Annotated in this window: 16 protein-coding genes and 1 other RNA gene; 13 read left to right on the forward strand and 4 right to left on the reverse strand. The window is 70.1% G+C overall.

What is annotated here, in order from left to right:
* The first annotated feature begins 75 nt into the window (after positions 1 to 75).
* Positions 76 to 4,443, forward strand: a complete 4,368-nt coding sequence (locus tag LZ198_RS20715; protein ID WP_253973747.1) for a response regulator — start codon at positions 76 to 78, stop codon at positions 4,441 to 4,443.
* A 169-nt stretch (positions 4,444 to 4,612) separates the two neighbouring features.
* Here the strand turns inward: LZ198_RS20715 and LZ198_RS20720 are convergent, their stop codons facing one another.
* A complete protein-coding gene (locus LZ198_RS20720) occupies positions 4,613 to 4,834 on the reverse strand; it encodes a hypothetical protein (RefSeq protein ID WP_253973748.1) in 222 nt (73 codons plus the stop codon).
* A gap of 197 nt (positions 4,835 to 5,031) precedes the next feature.
* On the opposite strand from LZ198_RS20720, the gene LZ198_RS20725 reads away from it, so the two are divergent.
* The 8 genes from LZ198_RS20725 (at position 5,032) to LZ198_RS20760 (ending at position 15,291) form a co-directional block, all read left to right on the forward strand.
* Complete coding sequence (locus LZ198_RS20725; RefSeq protein ID WP_253973749.1) at positions 5,032 to 5,970, forward strand: AAA family ATPase; 939 nt, start codon at positions 5,032 to 5,034, stop codon at positions 5,968 to 5,970.
* 67 nt (positions 5,971 to 6,037) lie between these two features.
* Positions 6,038 to 7,453 (forward strand): patatin-like phospholipase family protein, encoded by a 1,416-nt coding sequence (locus tag LZ198_RS20730; RefSeq protein ID WP_253973750.1) that lies wholly within the window; start codon positions 6,038 to 6,040, stop codon positions 7,451 to 7,453.
* Between the two features lie 99 nt (positions 7,454 to 7,552).
* Positions 7,553 to 8,500 carry a branched-chain amino acid transaminase gene (locus tag LZ198_RS20735; protein WP_253973751.1) on the forward strand — a complete coding sequence of 316 codons (948 nt, stop codon included), beginning with the start codon at positions 7,553 to 7,555 and terminating at the stop codon, positions 8,498 to 8,500.
* 154 nt (positions 8,501 to 8,654) lie between these two features.
* On the forward strand, positions 8,655 to 9,992 hold the full coding sequence (locus LZ198_RS20740; protein ID WP_253973752.1) for an AAA family ATPase: 1,338 nt from the start codon (positions 8,655 to 8,657) through the stop codon (positions 9,990 to 9,992).
* A 116-nt stretch (positions 9,993 to 10,108) separates the two neighbouring features.
* Positions 10,109 to 10,951, forward strand: coding sequence for a Fic family protein (locus LZ198_RS20745; RefSeq protein WP_253973753.1), 843 nt, complete (start codon positions 10,109 to 10,111; stop codon positions 10,949 to 10,951).
* Positions 10,952 to 11,125: 174 nt separating this feature from the next.
* Complete coding sequence (locus tag LZ198_RS20750; RefSeq protein ID WP_253973754.1) at positions 11,126 to 12,247, forward strand: DHH family phosphoesterase; 1,122 nt, start codon at positions 11,126 to 11,128, stop codon at positions 12,245 to 12,247.
* A complete protein-coding gene (locus LZ198_RS20755) occupies positions 12,244 to 13,389 on the forward strand; it encodes a cysteine desulfurase family protein (RefSeq protein WP_253973755.1) in 1,146 nt (381 codons plus the stop codon). Before LZ198_RS20750 ends, LZ198_RS20755 begins: the two co-directional genes overlap by 4 nt.
* Positions 13,390 to 13,665: 276 nt before the next feature.
* Positions 13,666 to 15,291, forward strand: coding sequence for a right-handed parallel beta-helix repeat-containing protein (locus tag LZ198_RS20760; protein ID WP_253973756.1), 1,626 nt, complete (start codon positions 13,666 to 13,668; stop codon positions 15,289 to 15,291).
* Here the strand turns inward: LZ198_RS20760 and LZ198_RS20765 are convergent.
* The 3 genes from LZ198_RS20765 to LZ198_RS20775 form a co-directional block, all read right to left on the reverse strand.
* Positions 15,268 to 15,450, reverse strand: coding sequence for a hypothetical protein (locus LZ198_RS20765; protein ID WP_253973757.1), 183 nt, complete (start codon positions 15,448 to 15,450; stop codon positions 15,268 to 15,270). The genes LZ198_RS20760 and LZ198_RS20765 overlap by 24 nt on opposite strands.
* A gap of 112 nt (positions 15,451 to 15,562) precedes the next feature.
* Positions 15,563 to 16,555: a serine/threonine-protein kinase gene (locus LZ198_RS20770; protein WP_323382845.1), complete on the reverse strand. Its 993-nt coding sequence runs from the start codon at positions 16,553 to 16,555 to the stop codon at positions 15,563 to 15,565.
* Entirely contained in the window at positions 16,552 to 17,526 is a 975-nt protein-coding gene (locus LZ198_RS20775) for a tetratricopeptide repeat protein (RefSeq protein WP_253973758.1), read from the reverse strand. The genes LZ198_RS20770 and LZ198_RS20775 overlap by 4 nt, the downstream gene beginning before the upstream one ends.
* A 193-nt stretch (positions 17,527 to 17,719) precedes the next feature.
* On the opposite strand from LZ198_RS20775, the gene ssrS reads away from it, so the two are divergent.
* From ssrS to tyrS, 4 genes are all read left to right on the forward strand, one after another.
* A non-coding RNA gene (ssrS, locus tag LZ198_RS20780) (6S RNA) lies at positions 17,720 to 17,915 on the forward strand.
* Between the two features lie 19 nt (positions 17,916 to 17,934).
* Entirely contained in the window at positions 17,935 to 18,561 is a 627-nt protein-coding gene (locus LZ198_RS20785; RefSeq protein ID WP_253973759.1) for a 5-formyltetrahydrofolate cyclo-ligase, read from the forward strand.
* The gene (locus LZ198_RS20790; protein ID WP_253973760.1) at positions 18,558 to 19,349 is read left to right on the forward strand and encodes a TIGR00282 family metallophosphoesterase; all 792 of its coding nucleotides are present in this window, start codon (positions 18,558 to 18,560) and stop codon (positions 19,347 to 19,349) included. The genes LZ198_RS20785 and LZ198_RS20790 overlap by 4 nt, the downstream gene beginning before the upstream one ends.
* 56 nt (positions 19,350 to 19,405) lie before the next feature.
* Positions 19,406 to 20,668, forward strand: coding sequence for a tyrosine--tRNA ligase (gene tyrS / locus LZ198_RS20795; protein WP_253973761.1), 1,263 nt, complete (start codon positions 19,406 to 19,408; stop codon positions 20,666 to 20,668).
* Positions 20,669 to 20,680 lie beyond the last annotated feature (12 nt).

A 20,680-nucleotide genomic window follows, 5' to 3' on the forward strand; every position in this document is an offset into this window, starting at 1 on the left:
AAACTTTCCAAGCCTCCAGCCCGCCCAGTAGGATGTCGCGGTTTTCACTGCACTTTTTCCGGGTGAAAGGGCTTCATGGAGCGCCGCGTCCTCATCGTTGAAAGCCAGAACGACTTCGCCCTCAGCATGGCGACCGTGCTCAAGAGCGCGGGCTATCAGACAGCCATGGCGGCGACGGCCACGGATGCGCAGCGCGAGCTGGAGAAGCGCCGACCGGATCTCGTCGTCCTCCGAGCCGAGCTGCCGGATCAATCCGGGTTCACGCTGTGCGGGCAGATCAAGAAGGGCAAGTGGGGCCAGAACCTCAAGGTCCTGCTGCTCTCCTCCGACACCGGCGTCGAGGGGCTGACGCAGCACCGCCAGACGCCGGGCGCCGCGGACGGCTACCTGGTCATCCCGTTCGAGATGGGTGAGCTGGCGTCGCTCAGCACGGGCATCGTCCCCCCGGGGAGCGACGAGTCGGACGCGTCGCTCGACGCGGCGCTCGCCGGCAACGCCCCGCGCGAGGCCCCGCCGCCCATGCCCGCCGTGCGCACCACCGCCGGAGGGCCGCCCAAGCTCCCCAAGCGCGAGCGCCGCAGCGCGATGACGGAAGAGGACCGCGCCTTCCTCGACCGCGCCTTCCAGTCCATCGCCGACCGCAAGGCGGAGCTGCTCGCCGAATCGCGCCAGCTCAAGCGCCCGCCCCCGCGCCGCGAGCTGATGGGCACGCCGGAGGGGAAGATCCAGATCCTCCGCGACGAGCTGAAGACGCGCGAGGCACAGCTCGCCCGCCTGTCGGAGATCTGGAGCGTCCGCGAGCGCGAGCTGCTGTCCGGAGAGGACCGCCTCCACGAGAAGGACGTGGAGCTGCAGGGCCTGAAGATGCAGGTGGATGACCTGCTGCGCCGCTTCAACGAGGCCCAGCAGGCCATGCTCCAGAAGGAGCGCGAGCACGGCGCCACCGTGGACGACCTCCTCCTCCAGAAGTTCTCGGCGGAGAAGGACCTCATCGAGGTCGTCGCCTCCAAGGAGAAGGACATCAACCTCCTGCGCAAGGAGGTCCACAACCGCGAGGACGAGCTGGCCCGCCGCGGCGCGGACCTGGACACCCTGCGCAACGAGCACGACAAGCTGGAGAAGCACCTCGGCGTCGTGACGCTCGAGTTCGAGGTCAAGGAGCAGAAGCTCCAGGACGCCCTGCGCGCCCAGGAGACGGAGAGCGCGCGGCTGGGCAAGCGCGGCGACGACTTCGAGGCGGAGCTGGGCCGCACCGTCAGCGAGCGCGACCAGCGCTACGCCGAACTGGACGGGGAGATCCAGGCCCTCCAGGAGCGGCTGCAGCAGACCGAGCAGGAGCGCGACACCACCGTGCGCGGCCTGGAGACCCGGGCCGCCGCCGCCGAGGAGCACGGCACGCGCGCGGACGCGGAGATCACCCGGCTGAGCGCCGAACGCGACGCGATGGAGGCCCGCCTCGGCCAGCAGGTGGCGGACCTGGAATCCGACCTCGCGCGCACCACCAGCGAGCGGGATCAGCTCCGGCTGGACAAGGACGCCCAGGAGGCGGAGCTCAACCAGCGCGTCGAGGACCGCGACGCGAAGATCTCCACGCTCGACCGCGAGCTGTCGGAGACCATCGCCCGGAACGAGCACTCCGAGGCCGAGCTCAACTCCACCATCCAGCAGCAGCTCGAGCGCATCGGCGAGCTGGAGGGTGAGGTCGAGGCCGTCAAGACGCATCTGGCGGACCGCGAGGCCGAGCTGACCGGCGAACTCCAGGCCCTCACCGAGGCCAAGAATGACCTCGAGGAGGACCTCACCGGCCGGCTCCAGGCGCTGCAGATCGCCAAGGACGCGCTGGAGCAGGAGCTCACGCAGCAGTTGGAGGAGCTCCGCGCGGCCAAGGCCGAGCAGGAGGCGGACCTCACCGGGCAGATCCAGGCCCTCACGCAGCAGTTGGAGGAGGCGCAGCGGCTCGGCGAGCAGCTCCAGGGCCGGGTGACGGACCTCGAGGACACCGTCGCCCAGCGCGACGCCACCATCGAGGGACTCCAGGGCGACGTCGCGACGCGAGACCAGCGCATCTCCGAGCTCAGCGGAGACCTGGAGGCCACCAGCCAGACGCTCGCGCAGACCCAGGACACCCTGTCGCGCACCGAGCAGCAGCTCTCGGAGACGCAGGGCCTGCTCGCCAGGACGGAGGAGTCGCTCTCCGAGACGCGCGGCGAGCTCGAGGCCACCAGCCAGACGCTGACCGACACGCAGGCGCGCCTGGCCCAGACGGAAGAGGCGCTGTCCACCACGCGCGGCGAGCTGGAGGCCACCAGCCAGACCCTCGCGCAGACCCAGGACACGCTGGGCCGCACCGAGGCCACCCTCGCCGACACCCAGGCGCGGCTCGCGCAGACGGAAGAGGCGCTGTCCACCACGCGCGGCGAGCTGGAGGCCACCAGCCAGACCCTCGCCCAGACGCAGGACACGCTGGGCCGCACCGAGGCCACCCTCGCCGACACCCAGGCGCGCCTGGCGCAGACCGAGGGCTCGCTGGCGGAGACGCGCGGGGAGCTGGAGGCCACCAGCCAGACGCTCGCGCAGACCCAGGACACCCTCGAGGAGACGCGCGACCAGCTCGGCACCACCACCGCCCAGCGCGACGCGCTCCAGGCGGACCTGGACGACACCCGCGCCCGACTCCAGGACACGAGCGACGCGCTCGCGCGCACCACGGACGAGCGCGACCAGCGCACCGCCGAGCTGCACGCCCTGTCCCAGGCGAAGGACGCCCTGGAGCAGGACCTCACCGGGCAGATCGGCCAGTTGCGCGGCGAGCTGTCGGAGACGCTGGGCAACTACGAGGCCGAGCGGGCCGCGCACGAGAAGCTGGCGGCCGAGACGAGCGCGCAGATCGAATCGCTCACGGGTGAGCGCGACGGGCTGCGCTCGGAGCTGGAGGCCACCAGCCAGACGCTGATGCAGACCCAGGAGGCGCTGGCCGCGACCCGCGACCACCTGGCCCGCGAACAGCAGGGCCACGCCGCCACCCGGCAGCAGGCCGCCGCGAACCAGGCGAGCCTCGAGGCCGCGCTCAACGACACGCGCAACCAGGTCGAGGACCTGGGCGAACAGCTCACCATCACCAAGCACGAGCTGGGCGCGAAGGTCGCCGAGGTCACCCACCTGACCTCGCAGCTCGCGCAGGTGGAGGACGCGCGCGCCACCCTCAAGGAGCGCCTGGACACCCTCACCGAGGAGTCCCAGCGCCGCGAGGAGCTGCTCTCGAACGACCTGGCCACCAAGGGCAAGGAGCTGTCGGACACGCTGCGCAAGCTCACCCAGGTGACGCAGGAGAAGATGCGTCAGGCCGAGGTGCTCAACCGCGAGGTCGCCACCCGCACCGAGCAGCTCAAGGCCCTGGAGACGAAGCTCCAGACGCAGGCCGCCGACGCCAAGCGCCACGCGGACGGCCTGGGCCAGCAGATGGCCGGCCTCAACAACCAGTTCGAGCTGGCGAAGAAGGCCCTGGGCGAGCGCGACGAGCAGTTGCGCGCCGCGAACGCCGCCCACCAGAAGCTCGGCCAGGAGCGCGACGGCGTGGCCAGCCAGCTCCAGCAGTCCGAGGCCCGCCTCCAGCAGCAGACCCAGGCGGCGGCCCAGGAGCGCGCGGACGCCAAGCGCGCGGCGGACGAACTGGCCGCGAAGCTCGCCAAGGCCGAGCAGCGCATCGCCCAGCTCACCCAGGAGGCCCAGAAGAACGCCGCCGACGCCGACGCCAAGGCCAAGGACCTGCAGGGACAGGTCGCCGCCCGGGCGAAGAAGGCGCAGGACCTGGAGCTCGCGCTGGAGAACGCCCAGGGCGCCAAGGCCCGCGCGGAGAAGGAGCTGAACGCGAAGGTCGCCGCCGCCGAGGGCAAGGCCAACGAGGCCGCCGCCCGGCTCGCCACGGCCCAGAAGGAGCGCAAGGACCTGGAGGCCCGCCAGAGCAAGGAGCTTGAGGACCTCTCCGCCAAGCAGAAGGCGGAGCTGGAGCGCCGCGACGCCATCAAGGCCCAGGAGGTCGCCCGCCTGCAGCAGTCCGTGCAGGAGAAGAGCAAGGCACTCAAGGTCGCCGAGCTGGAGCTGGCGCGCTTCAAGAGCAAGGCCCCCGCCACGCCCGCCCCCGTCGCCGCGAAGGCCGCCAAGGCCGCGCCCGCGGACGACGACGACCTGGCCATCCGCACCCAGCTCAACCAGACCATCCCCCCGGCCGCCGTGGCCGCGCCGGCCCCCGCCGCCAAGGCCGCCCCCAAGGCCGCCAGGCCGGCTCCCGCCGCCAAGGCCGCAAAGGCCGCCCCCGCTCCCGCCCCCGTGGGCCTGGGCGAGGAGTCCGAGCCCACCGACCGGACCATGGTCGTCCAGCTCCCCGCCGCCGCTGCGAAGGAGGACGACGACTGGACGGCCCTGGTGGACGAGCTCGACAAGTAGCCCCCGCGGCGCCTGACCCCGTGCCCACCCTCCGAGCGTGTCCGCGCTCCAGCCGGTGGGCCGGGTCGGGAAGCCGGCGGGTGTGTCGGAACTCCGTCGGGGTGGGTGGGGCGACGTCACGGGAGCCCGTGGGCTCGACCGCGACATTCATGCCCTACCGGGGTGGAACTCAGAGGGCGGCGCGCGCGTCGCGCACCAGCTCCTTGAAGTGCAGCGTGGAGAGCACGTCCCGCAGCGAGGCCTCCTGCCCCGCCAGGTGCGCCGCCTCCTGGGCCGTCCGCCAGCGGTTCACCAGCGTCCGCACGGCGACGTAGCCCAGGAGCAGGGGAAAGCCTCCCGGGAGGAGGACCACCGCCACCACCAACACCATCCTCAACCACGCCCACATCATGACCGCGAACCTCGCTGCTTTCCTTCGTGAGTGACGGGCATTGAGATGCACGACGTATGCCCGGGATTCGGAAATAAATTCCGCCTCAAGTTCCGAGGGGTTGCGGGCCAGCGACGCAGGCGTGCGGCCCGCCTGACAGGTGAACCCTGGCATTTTTGCCGCAGTCCGAGGGGAGGCCCTCGGTTAAGTTCCGCCCCGTGAGCACCCCTTCGACAGCAGAGGTTCGCGCCTTCCGCAGCGTGGCGGACGCGGAGCAGCACCTGGAGCAGGTGGGATACCTGCCTTCTCCGGAGATCGCCACGGCGGCCTACCTGGCGGACCGGATGGACAAGCCCATCCTGGTGGAGGGGCCGGCGGGCGTGGGCAAGACGGAGCTGGCGCGGGCCATGGCCTCGGCGCTGGGGCGCGAGCTCATCCGGCTGCAGTGCTACGAGGGCCTGGACGAGGCCAAGGCCCTGTACGAGTGGGAGTACGCCAAGCAACTGCTCTACACCCAACTGCTCAAGGACAAGATCGGCGAGATGGTGCAGGGCACGACGTCGCTTTCGGACGCGGCGGACCGGCTGGCCTCGGGCGACGCGGTGTTCTTCTCCGAGCGCTTCCTGTTGCCGCGCCCCATCCTGCGCGCGCAGTTGTCCGAGCGCCCCGCCCTGCTGCTGGTGGATGAAATCGACAAGGCGGACCCGGAGTTCGAGGCCTTCCTGCTGGAGGTCCTCAGCGACAACGCCGTCACGATTCCGGAGCTGGGCACCTTCCGGGCCAGGCACATCCCGCGCGTGCTGCTGACGTCCAACAACGCCCGCGAGCTGTCGGACGCGCTCAAGCGCCGCTGCCTGCACCTGCACATCGACTTCCCGGACCGCGAGCGCGAGCTGCGCATCGTCCGCTCCCGCCTGCCCCAGGTGCCGCAGGTGCTGGCCGAGCAGGTGGTGGAGGCGGTGGCCGCCATCCGCGCCCTCGACCTCAAGAAGGCCCCCTCCATCAGCGAGACGCTAGACTGGGCGCAGAGCCTGGTGCTGCTCAACGCCGAGCAGCTCACCTCCGACGTGGTCGCCTCCACGCTCAACCTCGTCCTGAAGTACGAGGGCGACATCGAGAAGGCCCGGGCCAACCTGCCGCAGATCGCCCAGGCGTGAGGCCGCGCCCCACCGGAGGCCTCCCCGCCGTCGCCGGGGGGCCGGCCGCGCTATACTCGGCGGCCGCGTGCTCCTGAAGGAACGTTTCCAGATCACCCGCCCGCTCGAGGAGATGGAGCTGGCGCTCGTGCGCGCGGTCCTGGCGGAGCCGGGGCTGCTCGACGCGCGCGAGGAGGCCACGCTGCGCACGGCGTTGTCGCTCGCCCGCCTCTACAAGGTCCCTCACGGCGAGCGAGATGTCGGCGTGGGCGCGCTCTTGACGCCCTTCCGCGAGGAGGTCGAGCGCAGGCTGTCCCCCGTGCTGCGCGGCCCCCGCGTCCCCACCCGGGACCGGCTCGTCCCCCACGTGCGCGACCTGCGCGAGCACGCCGCGCGCGCCCGCGACGGCGTCCTCGCGCGCCTGCGGGGCCGCATCCCTCCGGAGGCGTTGGACCGGGAGCTGCGCCACAAGGAGCTGGTGGTGGTCGCCGGCGGCGGGGGCGGCACCGCGTTCGTCTACCTGGGCGTGATGAACCTGCTGGCCGAGCACGGCCTCCAGCCGAAGCTGCTCGCGGGGGCGTCCATGGGCGCCATCCTCGGCCTGCTGCGCTCGCGCATGGCGCGCTTCGACGCCACGGAGATGATCAACATCGTCCGGGGCCTGTCGTTCCGGAAGCTCTTCCGGTTCATCTCCACGGAGAGCCGCTACGGGCTGCCCGCCGCGCTGCGCCTGTTCCTGCGCGCGGGCCTGGGGCGCTTCTTCGACGCGGGGCCCGAGGGCAGCGGCATGCGCCTCAAGGACCTGCCCGTGCCCACCCTCATCTCCGTGGGCGCCATCCGCCGGGGCATGCTCCCCCGCCCGCTGGAGTACTACGAGCGGCTGCTCGGCGGCAGCCCCCTGGCGCTGCTCAACCCCGTGGGCGTCGCCAGCCGCATCCAGGGCGCGATGGCCAGCATCGCGGAGCTGTTCACCCGCCCCGAAATCACCGTGCGCCTCCACCTGGGCGCCGACGACGCCACCTCGGAGTTCGACGCGCTCGACGCCGCGGGCTTCTCCTCCGCCCTGCCCGGCGTCATCCACTACGACGTGCTGCGCGAGGACCCCCGCATGCACGCGCTGCTCGACGGGCTGATGGCCCACCACGGCGTCTCGCGCTTCATCGACGGGGGCCTCGTCGACAACCTCCCCGCCAAGGCCGCGTGGAAGGCCGTGGCCAAGGGCCGCATCGGCACGCGCAACACCTTCATCCTCGCGCTCGACGGCTTCGCGCCGCGCCTGGCCACGCCCTTCTGGCTCCCCCTCCAGCGGCTCGCCGCGATGACCGTGGCCCCCAACCTCCCCTACGCGCACCTCGTCAAACGCTTCTCCCGCACCCTCTCGCCCCTCGAGGTCGTCCCCTCCGTCGAGCTCGCCTCCAAGGCCCTCCACTTCGGGCGCAAGGCCATGGCCGAGGACATGCCGCTCGTGTGCCGCATGCTCACTCCCCTGCCACACGTGCTGTGAAGAACGAACGCGAACCCGCGTTCACGCTTTGACCTCATAGCTTCATCTGGCTAGAAGTCCCGAGGCAGTCCCACCCCATTTCCCCTCGAAGGACCTCGAATGAGCTCGACCTCGTCAAACGTGTTGCGTGCGGATCAGATCTGGCTCGACGGCAAACTGGTGAAATGGGACGAGGGCCACGTGCACGTGATGACGCACGCGCTGCACTATGGCCTGGGCGTCTTCGAGGGCATCCGCGCCTATCGCACGCACGACGGGAGGCTCGCCGTCTTCCGACTGCGGGAGCACATCCGACGGCTCCTGGACTCGGCGCACATCTGCCTGCTGCACATGCCGTTCTCCGAGGACGAGCTGGTGGAGGCGTGCCTGGAGCTGCTGCGCAAGCAGAAGGACCTGTTCGCCAACGGGGCCTACCTGCGCCCGGTGGCCTTCATGGGTGACGGCGCCATGGGCCTGGGCGCGGTGAACCCCACGCGCGTGGCCGTCACCGCCTGGGACTGGGGCGCGTACCTGGGCGACAAGGGCATCCGCGAGGGCATCCGCGCCAAGGTGAGCTCCTTCACCCGCATGCACGTCAACGTGAACATGGTGCGCGGGAAGATCTCCGGCCAGTACGTCAACTCCATCCTCGCCAAGCGCGAGGCGGTGATGGCCGGCTACGACGAGGCCATCCTCCTGGACATCAGCGGCTTCGTGGCGGAGGCGTCCGGCGAGAACATCTTCATGGTGAACAAGAAGGGCATCATCAAGACGCCCCCGCTGTCCTCGCCCATCCTCGACGGCATCACCCGCGACACCGTGCTCAAGCTGCTGCGCGACAGCGGCCGCGCCGTGGACGAGGTCACCTTCACCCGCGACGCGCTCTACATCTGCAACGAGGTCTTCTTCACCGGCACCGCGGCGGAGATCACCCCCGTGCGCGAGGTCGACAACCGCACCGTCGGCACCGGCAAGCCCGGCCCCATCGGCCAGTTCGTGCAGGAGACCTACTTCCGCGTCGTCCGGGGCCAGGAGCCCCGCTACGCGGAGTGGCTCACCTACGTCTGACCCGAAGCCCACCCTCCCGGGGGAAGGGGTCGTCCCCGTCCCCCGCCCGTCCGTCCGGCAGCCAGGCCGGGGAGGTGTCCTCGCGACCCGCCCCGGCCCCGTGCTGCGCGTCGCCTGCCCGCGAATCACGGGATTGGGCTAGAACGAGGCCCCGATGGCTCCCGCCGGTTACGCGTACGACGACAACCCGTTCAAGCTCGAGAACCCGTCCATCCTCGACATCGCTCCCGCGGAGCCGAAGTCGGTGGAGGAGACGGGGCTCAAGATGGGCCTCCTCGCGGACATCGCGCTGAAGTACCTGTACTACGCGGGGACCGGCACGGGCATGGGCATCGCGGACGAGATGCGGCTGCCCTGGCCCGGGGTCATCGAGCGCGTGGTGGACTTCCTCACCACGGAGAAGCTGGTGGACCTGCGCGGCGGCAAGGGCTTCGGCCGCGCCTCCGTGGAGTTCATCCTCACGGAGAAGGGCCGCGAGTACGCGCGTGACGCCCTCACCCGCACGACCTACGTGGGCCCGGCGCCGGTGCCCATCGAGCAGTACAACGCCCTCATCTCCAGCCAGACGGAGGAGACGCCCGTCGTCAGCCAGGAGGAGCTGGTGATGGCGCTCAGCCACCTCACCGTCCCCGCGGAGCTGATGGACAAGCTGGGCCCGGCCGTGAACTCCGGCCGCTCCCTGTTCCTCTACGGCCCCCCGGGCAACGGCAAGACGAGCCTCGCCGAGGCCGTCTCGCACATGTTCGGCGGCGAGGTGTACGTCCCCCACTGCCTGGAGATCGGCAACCAGATCATCCAGGTCCACGACCACCTCATCCACACCCCCGTCCCCCTGGAGATGGGCCGCGACGCCAACGGCCGCCGCCAGACGTTCGAGATGGACAACCGGTGGATGCTCTGCCGCCGCCCCGCCGTCGTCGTCGGCGGCGAGCTCACGCTGGAGACGCTCGACCTCATCTATTCGGAGAGCACCCGCTTCTACGAGGCCCCGTTCCAGGTGAAGGCCAACGGCGGCATGCTCCTCATCGACGACTTCGGCCGCCAGAAGGTCCACCCCACCGACCTGCTCAACCGGTGGATCGTCCCCCTCGAGAAGCGCGTCGACTTCCTCACCCTCCACACCGGCAAGAAGTTCGAGATTCCCTTCGATCAGCTCCTGGTCTTCTCGACCAACCTGGATCCCAAGGAATTGGTGGACGAGGCGTTCCTGCGCCGCATCAAGTACAAGATCGAGGTCGGCAACCCGGACGACGAGTCCTACCGGGAGATCTTCCGTCGGGTGTGCGAGGCGGCGGGCATCCCCTACGTGGACCAGGCCGTCACGTACCTGTTCGAGCACTATTACAAGCCGCGGAGCATGCAACTTCGGGCCTGCCATCCCCGAGACTTGGTGGGACTCATCAGGGACGCGGCTCGCTACCGTCAAATCCCGCCGGCCCTCTCCAAGGACCTGCTGGACCAGGCGTGCGAGGTATTCCTCGTCAATCTGTAATGGATTTCGTTGTTACAACCGTGCGGAATTTCTAGAATCCGCACGCCGTTGAATCGCTCGGCCGCACGCCTCGGCGACCCCTTGGGGTGGCCCGGCGCAAGAAGGAGCCGCAGTCCGTGAAGGAACGCTACCAGGACATCGACGAGAAGAACGAGGCGCTGCGCGAGTACCTCGACATCTACAAGGACAAGCAGCCGGCGCGTGAGTTCCTCGAGCGGTTCGAGATGTCGTGGATCTACCACGACGCCGCGTTGGAGGGCGTGGTCTACACCCACCAGGAGCTGATGGCCGCGCTGTACCCGGGGCGCACCAGCGCCGAGGCGTCCATGATCCCGGTGGTGCTGGAGGTCCGCAACCACAAGGCGGTCTGCGACTTCATCCGCGAGGAGGCCATCGGCGCCAAGAAGCAGGCGCAGATCACGCTGACCACCATCAAGCGGATGCACGACCTGTTCCTCGGGAACACGCCGGAGGCGCTGGCGGAGCGCGCGCGCATGGAGCGGCGGGAGCGCACGGAGAAGGAGCTGGCGAAGGAGCGGGAGCGCTCGGGGCTGCGCAAGGACATGCCCCTGCACCGCACCTACTTCCACGACATCCACCAGCCCGCGAAGATCCAGCCCGCGCTGGAGAAGCTGGTGGACTACACGGCCAGCGCCGAGTTCCGCGAGTTCCACCCCATCAAGCAGGCCGCCACCGTCCAGCACAGCTTCCTGCAGATCTTCCCCTTCACGGAGCACAGCGGGAAGGTGGGGCGCATGTGCAGCAACCTCATCCTGCTGCGCAACGGCTACATGCCCGCCGTCATCCACTCCATCGACCGGCAGCGCTACTACGAGTCCTTCCGGGGCCCGGTGGCGCAGTTCCGCACGGTGCTGATGGACGCCATGGAGAACTCGCTGGACAACGGCGTCAAGTACTTCAGGGACCTGGGGCGCAAGTACAAGGCCATCAACAACTAGGCCCGGTGCCTCGCGAGCAGGGAGGCGTCCGGGCACACGGCCTTCCGGCGCGCCGTGAAGGCCGCGAGGCGCGTTCGCAACATTGGCGTGCGGGTGACACCGCACCCCCGATGTTGGGGGGAGAACATCCGGCTTCTCGAATCCGGCGGCCGGAGGAAGTAGAACTGAGCATCCATGCCCGCGACACAGTCCTTCAACAGCCGCCGTGGCCCGGGAAGCACCGGTGGCGAGCTGACGGAGCCCCCGCCACCACGCCTGGCCCTGCTGCCGGCCCGTGACAAGCTGGAGCGGCTCCTGCGTGTGGCCAAGGGCCACCGGAAGGCGCTCATCCTCACCCACGACAACCCGGACCCCGACTCGCTGGCGGCCGCCGTCGCGCTCGCCCACCTGCTGGAGCGCCGGGCGGACGTGGAGGCGCACGTCGGGTACGGCGGCATCATCGGACGGGCGGAGAACATCGCCTTCGTGAAGGTGCTGCGGCTGCCTGTCTCGCACATCTCGCAGATCGACTTCGACGAGTACGACCTGTTCGGTCTGGTCGACACCCAGCCCAAGGTGGGCAACCACTCGCTGCCGGCCCGGATGGAGGCCCACATCGTCGTGGACCACCACCCGCTGCGCGAGGAGAGCCTGGCCTCGCCCTTCGCGGACGTGGGCGGCGACTTCGGCGCCACGTCCACCATGCTGGTGGAGTACCTGCGCGCCGCGCGCGTGGAGCCCTCCGTGGAGGTGGCCACCGGCCTCTTCTACGGCATCAAGGCGGACACGCGGGACCTGGGCCGAGAGACGACGCAGACGGACATCGACAGCTACCTGTGGCTGTTCCCGCGCATCGACAAGTCGATGCTCGCGCAGATCGAACACCCGGAGCTGCCGGCACGCTACTTCCAGCTCTACCACACGGCCTACGAGCGGGCGAAGGTGTACGGCGTCGCCATCGTCACGGACCTGGAGGAGGTGTACTCGCCGGACATGGTCGCGGAGGTCGCCGAGCGGCTCATGTTCCTGGAAGGCACCAAGTGGTCGCTGGCCTTCGGCACGTACCGCAACCAGCTCTACTTCAGCCTGCGCGTGAAGGACCGGCGGATGAACGCCGGGCGCCTCATCCGGGAGATCTTCGAGGACTACGGCGGCTCCTCCGGCGGCCACGGCAGCATGGCGGGCGCCCGGCTCCCGCTGTCCGGCAAGGCCGCGCAGCGCAAGGCGCTCAAGCGCGAGCTGGTGGGCCGCTTCCTCGAGGCCTTCGGCGTGGCGGACGAGCGCCCCGTGTCGCTGCTGTCCGCGCAGGACTCGTGATCTACTGGGACCACAACGCCGCCGCGCCCGTGCGCGCCGAGGTGGCGGAGCTGCTCGCGCACGCCTTCACCCAGGGCGGCCACGGCAACGCCTCCAGCGTCCATCAGGCGGGCCGCGAGGCCCGCATGCGCCTGGACCAGGCGCGCGCGCGCGTGGCCCGGGTGCTGGGCTGCGAACCCAAGGAGGTCACCTTCACCGCGTCCGGCAGCGAGGCGGACGCGCTGGCGCTGATCGGCGCGTGGCACGCGCGCCCGCGTCCGGAGCGCCGTCGCGTGGTCACCTCCACGGTGGAGCACCCCGCCCTGCTCGGCGCGGTGGCGCAGTTGGAGGCCGCGGGCGCGGAGGTGGCGCGCGTCTCGCCGGGCCCGGACGGGCGGGTGCGCGTGGAGGACGTGCTCTCCGCGCTGACACCCGACACGGCGCTGTGCTCGCTGATGTGGGCCAACAACGAGACCGGCGTGGTGCAGCCAGCGCGCGAGGTGGCGTGGGCGTGCCGCGAGCGCGGAGTGCTGTTCCACACGGACGCGGTGCAGGCCGCGGGCAAGGTGCCCCTGTCGCTGCGCGAGGTGGACGCGGACCTGCTCTCCCTGTCCGCGCACAAGTTCGGCGGCCCCGCGGGGGTGGGCGTGCTGATGGTGCGCAAGGACGTGGACGTGCGCGCGCTGACGCCGGGCCACCAGGAGGGCGGCCGCCGGGGCGGGACGCAGAACGTCCCCTACGCGGAGGCGCTGGCCCTGGCCCTGGAGCTGGCGACGCGTGAACAGGAGGCGACGGCCGCGCGCGTGGGCGCGCTGCGCGACACCTTCGAGCGCGAGGTCCTCGCGGCCGTGCCCGACGTGGGGGTGAACGGCGCGGGCGCCCCGCGGGTCCCCAACACCAGCAACCTGCGCTTCGAGGGCGTCGAGGGCGAGGCGCTGCTCATGGCGCTCGACCTGGAAGGCATCTGCGTGTCGACCGGGGCCGCGTGCGCCTCCGGGACGCTGACGCCCTCGCATGTCCTGCGGGCCATGGGCCTCACCGCGCCCCAGGCGCGCGCGAGCCTGCGCTTCAGCCTGGGGCCCTCGACGTCCGCCACGGACGTGGAGCGCGTCGTCGAGGCCCTGCGCCGCCACGTGCCCACCGTCCGCGCGCTGGCGGGCTGAGCGCGTCGCGACGCCAGGCGGGCGTGGGCCGTCCATTCTTCACGTGGCCCTTCGCGGTCCGCGAAGCACGTGCGGGACAGGTGCGCCCCACCGGCCCCGGCGTCGCGCGCTCGCAACGCGCCACGTACGACGGGGCCCCCTTGACGCCCGTGGCGCGCGACACGGCGCGAGCATCTACCGGTGAATGCCTCGCCGTCCTTCGGTGGCATAGCGGTTGATGATGGCTGGTCCGGTGGAAACCATGTCCGCCGCGGTCGGAATCAAAGAGGGGACGGCATGCGCAACGAAGGGATGAGGCTGGGGCATCGGCGTGGACGCTTCGCGGCGCTGATATGGGGACTCGCGCTCGCATGTGGCCCTGGAATGGAGCCGGCGCCGGAGGCACCGCGCATCCCCGAGGAGCAGTCCATCCGGCGCGGCGTCGGGGCCATGAGCCTGGAGGACGAGGGCCCCGCGGACGCGCCAGGAGACCGAGACGAGGGCGACACGGGGAATGGTGGGGACGCGGGCGAGGTGGAGCCGCCCGTGGTCGCCGCGAACGAGGCCGCGCTGCGGTTCCAGGCGACCTGTCCCTCCAGCCAGACGCCGCCGGTGGGGGCCACGCGGTACGTGGCGAACACGGGCCCCCGGGACCCCAGCAAGCCCCTGGGCTCGAGCGACAACCCCTACCCCACCATCTCCGCCGCGGTGAGGGCCTCGTTTCCCGGGGACCTCATCCAGGTCCGCTCGGGCACGTACGCCGAGCAGATCGCCATCACCCCGGAGAAGGGCGCCCGCTCCGGCACCTTGAGCGCGCCCATCATCCTGCGCGGCGACACGACGAACAAACCCCGCATCGTCCCCACGGCGACCAACGTCGGCAGCCTGGTGATGGTGAGCCAGCCCTACTGGATCGTCCAGTCCCTCGAGGTGGACGTCCAGGAGCGCCCCTCCTTCGCCGTGCTCTTCCAGAACGCGACCTTCTGCTCGCAGATCCTCGACTCACGGCTGCACGGCGGGCGTGCCGGTGGCGGCGTCATCGCCAGCAACGCGGAGACGGTGCTCGTCCAGGGCAACGCCATCTACGACTTCTCCAAGACGGGCACGGACTCCCACGGCGTCGCGGTGAAGGGGACCACGCGGGAGGTCTTCGTGCTGGAGAACGACATCCACGACGCGTCGGGAGACGCCGTGCAGTGCCAGCCCGACGCGGGCAACCGGCCCTCGGGGCTCTACGTCGAGCGCAACCAGCTCCACGACTGCGGCGAGAACGGCATCGACATCAAGGCGTGCGACAACATCAGCGTCAACACGAACACCATCTACAGCTTCCCCAACCTCGAGAGCTTCCCCTGGCAGGCGAACTCCTCGGCGGCGGAGGCGGTGCTCGTCCACGAGGACGCCACCAACATCCAGATCGTCGCCAACCGCATCTCCGTCGCCGGGCGCGGCATCTCCATCGGCGGGACGTCTGCGGTGGACAACCCCGTGAACGTGACGCTGAGCAACAACACCGTCACCGACATCTTCAACTTCGCCAACCGGGGCAACGGCCAGGGCATCCGGATCGTCAAGGCCAACAAGGTGCGCGTGCTGGGCAACACCATCGAGCGCACGGTGGGCGAGGGCCTGCGCCTGGCGGCGGACGAGCCGCTCATCGTCACGGGCCTGTCCGTGTTCGACAATACGCTGCGGAACATCAACTTCTTCGTGAAGCTGGGACGACCCCAGTACCGCCCCGGACTGCAGATGGACCGCAACCGCTACGAGGGGCCCGACGGCAAGTTCAGTTGCTTCGGCATCCTCGCGGAGGGTGACTTCACCGTGTGGCGCAACCGCCTGGCGCCCTATGGCCTGGAGCAGTCCTCCGTGAAGATCACCCCGAGCACTCCCGGGCCCCTACCAGCCCTGGTCGGGGAGTGACTTCTCGCGGACCTCCTCGTCCGGCTGGCCGTAGCCAGGCATCCCATCCTCCCGCGCCTCGTCCGGCTTGGGCGGGAGCCGCTCGGGCAGGTCCTCGCGCGTCTTCCGCTCCGGGGCCTGCTCCCGTGGGGTCGGCGGCTTCTTCGGCTCGGTCGCCATCTCGCTCCTCCGCTCGCGTGAACACATCCGCTCGGAAGAGGATCGCCATCGTCGCGCGCGTCGGCAGCGCATCGTCGTGCCAGGGCGACCGGCCCACCAGGGGGCCGCTGGCCTAGCTGGCGCGAGAAGAGCCCGGGGGCACGCCGCCCTGGGGCGTCGACGGCGCGTCGTCACTGGCGCCGAACAGGCCACGCACCACCGCGGCGATGGCCAGCGGCGTGCCCACCCGCTCGTCATAGTGGGGCGCGAGCGCCTGGGCGAAGGACTCGGCCGAGGGGAAGCGGTCCTCGGGCCGTTCGGAGAAGGCGCGGCGGATGACGTCCTCCAGCGCGGCGGGCACGTCCGGACGCAGCTCCCGCAACGGGCGGTAGCTGCGCGAGCGGATGGCCTGGAACACCTCGTCCGGCGTGGAACCGGTGAAGGGCCGCTCCAGCGTCAACAGCTCGTAGAGCACCACCGTCGCCGCCCACAGGTCCGCCTCCGGGGTCACCTCGCCGCGCAGCGACTCGGGGGACAGGTAGTAGGGCTTGCCCAGCACCTCGCCCTCCTGGAGCTTGCCGTCCACCAGCACGCGCGAGACGCCGAAGTCGCCCAGCTTGATCTCCCCCACGCGGGAGATGAAGAGGTTCGAGGGGGACACGTCGCAGTGGACGATGCCCAGCGGCTCGCCCTGCGGCCCCGTGGCGGTGTGCGCGTAGGCCAGCGCCTCCAGCAGCACCTTGCCCAGGTACACCGCGAAGTCGAGCGGGAGCGGGATGCCACGGACCTTGCAGCGCCGGAGGATCTGCCCCAGGTCCCGCCCGTCCACCAGGTCCATGACGATGAAGTAGATGCCCTCCAGCTCCCCGGCATCGAGCACCGTCACGATGTTGGGGTGGTGCAGCTGCTTGGAGAGCTGCGCCTCGCGCGCGAAGAGCGACACCGACTCCGCGTCCGCCGTGAGCGCGGGCAAGAGGCGCTTGAGCGCGACCGTCCACCCCTCCCGGGGCCCCGACAGCACGCGGGCCCGGTACACCTCCGCCATGCCGCCCTTGCCGAGCACGGAGAGGACTTCGTACTGGCCGAAGACCCGCTGGGGCCGGGCGACCGGGGGCGTCTGGGTCACGGGCTCGTGCTTCCGGACCCCTGGGGGGGCCGCTTCCGGCCTTTCGCCGACCGCGCCAGCTCGATTTCGCCGCTCAGCTCCTTCACCATCTGCTGCTCCCAGGGCCGCGGCGGGGCCGACGGGTTCCAGCCCAGCGCCAGGGCCTTGCGCACCAGCTCGACGGAGCGCTGCGAATTGCCCAACTGGGCCTGCGTGCGCGCCTGCCACAAGAACACGTCCGGGCGCGCCGTCACGCCCTTGAGGCGCTCCAGGTGCTCCTCGGCCTTGGACGCGTTGCCCTGGTTCAGCTCGCACGCGACCAGCCCCAGCAGCGCGTCCACGTTGCGCGGGTCCTGCCGGAGCGCGGCCTCGAACTGCGTCTTGGCCAACTGGTGCTTGTTGTTGGCCAGCAGGTGCTGGCCCTCGTCGACGGGCGAGCGGCCATCCTGCGCGCGCGGCCGCGCCGCCGCGACCTGCAACGCCCCCGTCGCGGAGGGAACAGCCGCCGCCTCGGACGCGCTCTGGCCCCCGCTCCCGGAGCCTCCCTTGGGCGAAGGCGGCTCCTCCTCCGACTCCACGGGGCCGCCCGTGCGCCGCAGCACCAGCTGCGTTCCGTTCTGCTGCGTGTTGCCCTGCTCCGGTCTGATCAGCGCCTTGGAGCGGCAACCCGCGCCCAGCCGGAACAGCGCGCTGAGGGTCGTGGACTGGGGGTTGTAGAACGCCATCACCGGGACATCCTGCGTCCCCGCGCACTCGGCGCCGCCCTCCAGGCACAGCCGGACCTTGCCCACCAGGACGTTGCCCTGGAACTCACCCGTGATGACCTCCGTGCCCGGGGCGAACTTGCACTCGCCTCCGCTGCCCGACGAGGTGCCGACCAGGCGTTCTCCGTCCATGCGGAACTCGACCTGGCCGTACGCATCCATCGCGTAGGAACCAGACAGCTTCGGTCCCGCCCACGCGAGGCCGGAGATGACGGAAAGAGCCGTCACGAGACCCTTGTTTGGAAGCGAGGGCGACATGTGCGGGGTGGGGGCTCCCATCATAGAAGGGGCAAGGCTGCCTTGTAAACGCGCGAGGATGCCTTGACCCCGCTGCCTCCCATCCTTATCATTTCAGAAGGTGGTCGCGAGTTTTCGCAGTCAATTCGAGGACTTGGTAGCACTGTAGCTTTGTTTCAAGGGCTGTCCCCTGCGGGGCGCGTGATGCCCAGCAGAAATTCGAACCGATACGTCCATTCCGGGGTCCGTTTCGGTCGCCATGTGCAAGCCCTCCCCTCTCACGGGGGATGAGGGAAGCCTGCGGCGGCATGACTTCGGTCCCCACCTGGCTTTTGAGGGTTCAATGGACGCTGGGCACACGGCCATGCGGCGGGGGACTTTTTCTGCGGAGCGGCGGCGGTGAGCGAGACGGTGGTGGAAGAGGCGGCGGCGGCGAGGAAGCAGACGCTGCGGGATGAGCTGACGGCGCGCCGCAAGGCGATGACGCCGGACCTCATCGACACGCGGGGTCTCAAGGTGCAGTCTCGGTTCCTGGCGACGCAGTACTATCAGAAGGCGAGGACGGTGGCCCTCTATGCCCCCATCCGGGGCGAGGTACCGACGCGGGACATCCTGATCGCGGCGTTGCAGGACGAGAAGATCGTCTGCTACCCGCTGTCCCACGTGCACGGGAGGATCCTCTCCTTCCGGGCCATCAAGTCGGAGTTGGAGCTGGAGCCGGGGCGGTTGGGCGTGCGCGAGCCGACCAACTCCTCGGACCTCATCCCGGTGGACCAGATCGACCTGTTCGTCGTTCCGGGCCTGGGCTTCACGCGGGACGGCAAGCGGCTGGGGCGTGGGGGTGGCTACTACGACGCCACGCTGCGCGCGGCCAGTCCGCGCAGCCGCCGGGTGGGCCTGGCCTTCAGCGACCAGCTCGTGGAGGTGCTGCCCACCAACGCCGACGACGTGGACATGGACCTCATCGTGACGGAGTCCGAGTCCTGCCGCGGCCTGTTCCGCGAGCCGGACTTCCTGGATACGTGAAGCTGCTCTTCATGGGAGACGTGGTGGGTCGACCGGGGCTGCAGGCTGTCCGGGCCCTCCTGCCACGTCTGAAGGCCACCCATGGCATCGACGTGACGGTCGCCAACGCGGAGAACAGCGACCAGGGCGCGGGGATGGTCCCGGAGACAGTCGACTTCCTGCTCTCCAGCGGCGTCGACCTGCTCACCAGCGGCAACCACTTCTGGTCCAAGAAGGCCATCCTCCCCTGGATAACGGCGCACCCGGACAAGCTGCTGCGTCCGGCGAACTATCCCAAGGGGACACCCGGACGGGGCCACGGCCTCGTCACGCTGCCGGATGGCCGCGCGCTGGGGGTCATCAACCTGGAGGGCCGCGTCTTCATGCGCACCCACGAGAACCCCTTCGAGGTCGTGGAGGGGCTGCTCGCGGAGCTCAAGGCGCGCACGCCGTGCATCCTGGTGGACATGCACTGCGAGGCCTCCAGCGAGAAGAACGCCATGGGCGTGCACCTGGACGGCCGCGTGTCCGTGGTGGTGGGCACGCACACGCACGTGCAGACGGCGGACGAGCGGGTGCTCCCGGGTGGGACGGCCTTCATCACCGACGTGGGCATGTGCGGCCCGCTCGACTCGGTCATCGGGATGAAGAAGGAGACGTCCCTGGCCCGCTTCCTGGGCCAGAAGCACGCCCCCTACGAGGTCGCGGAGAAGCTCGTCTACCTACAGGGCATCGTGGCGGACATCGACGACACCACGGGCCGGGCGCGCGGAATCGAACGGGTGCGCGTGCACCTGCCGGGCACCTGAAACTCCGTGTCGAAGTGCCGGTGTCCCGGGTCGCTTTCGGCTAAGGTCCGCCGGCCATGAATCCGGATGCGCTGCGCAAGGCGACCCCTGAAGAGCAGTTCGAGGAAGTCTCCCGGGGAACGGTGGACCTCCACTCCCCCGAGGACCTGAAGAAGAAGCTCCAGTACTCGTATGACTCGGGCAAGCCCCTGGTCATCAAGGCGGGGTTCGACCCGAGCCGTCCGGACCTGCACCTGGGGCACTCGCTGCTGCTCACCCGCATGCGGCGCTTCCAGGACTTCGGCCACACGGTGGTGTTCCTCATCGGCGACTTCACCGCGCTCATCGGCGACCCCACCGGCCGCAACGCCACGCGCCCCGCCCTCACCCGCGACGAGGTGAAGGCCAACGCGGAGACGTACAAGCAGCAGGTCTTCAAGGTGCTCGACGCCGAGAAGACGACGGTGCGCTTCAATTCGGAGTGGCTCGACAAGCTGGGCACCGAGGGGATGATCCGTCTGGCCTCGCGCTACACGCTGCAGCGCATGCTGGAGCGCGACGACTTCAAGCGGCGCTTCCGCGACAACGTCTCCATCTCCATCCACGAGATGCTCTACCCGCTGCTGCAGGGCTACGACTCCGTGGCCCTGAAGTCGGACGTGGAGCTGGGCGCCACGGACCAGCTGTTCAACCTGCTGGTGGGCCGGCAGCTCATGCGCGAGGAGAACATGGCGCCGCAGGTCATCATGACCGGCCCCATCCTCGAGGGGCTCAACGCGAAGCTCGTCGACGGGAAGATCTCCGGCGAGAAGATGTCCAAGAGCCTGGACAACTACGTGGGCGTCAGCGAGCCGTCGGACATCATGTTCGGCAAGCTCATGAGCATCACCGACGACCTGATGTGGCGCTACTACCAGCTGCTCTCGGCGAAGACGCTGAAGGAGCTGGCGGAGCTGCAGGCGAAGGTGGCCAGCGGCGAGGTCCACCCCAAGGCCGCGAAGCTGGGCTTCGCGCGGGAGATGACCGAGCGCTTCCACGGCGCGGAGGCCGGGCGCAAGGCGGAGGAGGACTTCGAGAAGCGCTTCGCGAAGAAGGAGCTGTCCCTGGAGGACCTGCCCCTGTCCGAGGTGGCCCTGGCCGGCGCGGAGAAGCTGCCCCTCACCAAGGTGCTGGTGGAGGCGAAGCTCGTGGTCTCCGCGACGGAGGCGCGCAAGCTGATGGCGCAGGGCGGTGTGCGCGTCAACGGCGAGAAGGCGACGGACCCCAAGGCGGAGCTGGGCGCCGGCGAGTACCTGCTCCAGGTGGGCAGGCTGCGGGCGGCGCGCGCGAAGCTCGCGTGAATGTCCCGGGGC

Source organism: Myxococcus dinghuensis (assembly GCF_024198235.1).
GTDB classification, from domain to species: domain Bacteria; phylum Myxococcota; class Myxococcia; order Myxococcales; family Myxococcaceae; genus Myxococcus; species Myxococcus dinghuensis.